The sequence below is a fragment of the Candidatus Pelagibacter sp. HIMB123 genome (genome assembly GCF_052048195.1).
In the GTDB taxonomy this organism is placed as follows: Bacteria; Pseudomonadota; Alphaproteobacteria; order Pelagibacterales; family Pelagibacteraceae; genus Pelagibacter.
Genome location: NZ_JBNAIL010000041.1, coordinates 1 through 2237, shown reverse-complemented (window position 1 = coordinate 2237; position 2237 = coordinate 1). Strand labels below are relative to the sequence as shown.

The following is a 2237-nucleotide window of genomic DNA, read 5'->3' as shown; positions in this document are numbered from 1 at the left end:
TTTTGTATTTTTCCTGTCGAAGTTTTTGGCAACTCACAGAAGACAACTTTCTTGGGAACTTTAAATCCCGCTAAAGTTTCTTTACAAAAATCAATTAATTCTTTTTCTGATACCGGCTTATCTTTAACCATTTCAATAAATGCACAAGGAACTTCTCCCCATTTTTCGTCAGGTTTAGCAACAACTGCCGCAATAGAAACTGATGGATGTTTAGAAAGTGTATTTTCTATTTCAATTGAGGAAATATTTTCACCTCCGGAAATAATTATATCTTTTGATCTATCTTGTATTTTTACATACCCATCAGGATGCATTACAGCTAAATCACCACTATGAAACCATCCATCTTTCATAGCTTTATCGGTAGCATCTTTGTCTTTAAAGTAACCTTTCATTACGACATTCCCTCTAATCATAATTTCACCAATTGTTTTTCCATCTTTAGGAACTTCTTTCATTGTTTCTGGATCCAAAACAACTACACCTTCGGTATTTGGATATCTTACACCTTGCCTAGCCTTAATTTCATTTTGTTTTTCCTCATCGAAATTGTTCCATTCATCATTCCACGCACACTGAGTAACATGTCCATAAGTTTCCGTTAAACCGTATACATGCATTACTTCAAAACCTAATGCTCTCATTTTTTTGAAAATTATACTTGGTGGAGGCGCTCCAGCAGTCAAAACATAAACTTTTTGTTTTAATTTTTTTTTGTCACTTTCAGGAGCTCCTGTAATCATATTTAATACTATTGGGGCACCACCAAAATGAGTTACTTCATATTTATCGATTAATTCAAAAATTTTTTTTATGTCAATATTTCTTAAACAAATTGTCCTTCCATTTAACATTGGAACTGTCCATGGATAACACCAACCATTGCAATGAAACATTGGAACCACTGTTAAAAAATTTAATCTATTTGGCATGTTCCAAGCTACTGAACTTCCTGTAGACATTAAATATGCACCTCTATGATGATAAACTACTCCTTTGGGATTTCCTGTAGTACCTGATGTATAGCTTAATGATATTGCTTGCCATTCATCCTCTGGCATTTGCCAATCGAAATTTTCATCACCAGTATTTAAAAAACTTTCATATTCTAAATCGCCAATTTTTTCTAATTTCGATTGATCAGCATTTTTATCATCTATATCAATTATTGTAATTTTCTTATTTAAAGTTTTTAATGCTTTCTTAACTTCTCCATGCAATTGTCTATCAACTACTAGCACCTTTGCATCGCTGTGATCTAAAATATATGAAATTGTATTTGCATCTAGTCTTATATTAATTGTATTCAATACTGCACCTGCCATAGGTACTGAGTAATGTCCTTCGAAAATTTCAGGTGTATTGAAGGCCAAAAACGAAACTGTATCTCCTTTTTTAATTCCAATTTTTGACAGTGCGCTAGCAAATTTTACAGCTCTCTTGTAAACTTCCTCCCAAGTATATTTCCTATCTTCATAAATTATAGCTTCATAATTTGGATAAATTTCCCTTGCTCTTTTAAGAAACGTTAGTGGGGTAAGTGGAACGTAGTTCGCTTTATTTTTATCTAAATTTGTCTCGTAATGATTCATTATTAATTAAACTTAAAATTCATTATGTTAGAACTTCCTGAAATAGCAGATTTGTAATGATACTCAGCTCTAGGCAATACCTTATCGAAATAAAATTTTGCGGTATTTATTTTATCGCTATAAAATTCTTTATTTTTATCAAAATCATTAAAACTTACATCTAAAATTTTGATCCAAGCATAAGCAATTGAAACGTATCCCAGACTTCTCAAATAATCATTTGCTGCAGCACTTACATCGTCTTTTTCTATTTTATGTTTATCCTTAACCCAGTCTGTAAACTTAGATAAAATATCTAAATAATAATTTAATTCTTTTGAAAATGTTTTTACTTTTTCATTCTTACTATCGCATTCAGATTTAACCATATCTAAAAACTTATTTATAACATCACCATTTTTATTAGATAGTTTCCTAAACACTAAATCTGCTGCCTGAACAGAATTTGTACCTTCATAGATTGGAGTAATACGATTATCTCTATATAACTGCTCTATTCCTTGGTCTTTAGTATAACCATATCCACCATGTATCTGCATTGCATCATTGGTAATCTCCATAGCTAAATCTGTAAATAATGATTTAACAACTGGTGTCATCAATGAAACATAGTCCAAAGCTTCTTGTTTAATTTTTTCATCTGGA

General features: G+C 31.2%; 2 protein-coding genes. Both read right to left on the bottom strand.

The features are described from left to right. Positions 1-1592, bottom strand: a 1592-nt coding sequence (locus ACTTBL_RS06805) for an acyl-CoA synthetase (RefSeq protein ID WP_440644158.1), incomplete at its 3' end; no start/stop codon positions are given. A gap of 2 nt (positions 1593-1594) precedes the next feature. Next, on the bottom strand, positions 1595-2237 hold a 643-nt coding region (locus ACTTBL_RS06800; protein WP_440644157.1), incomplete at its 5' end, for an acyl-CoA dehydrogenase C-terminal domain-containing protein.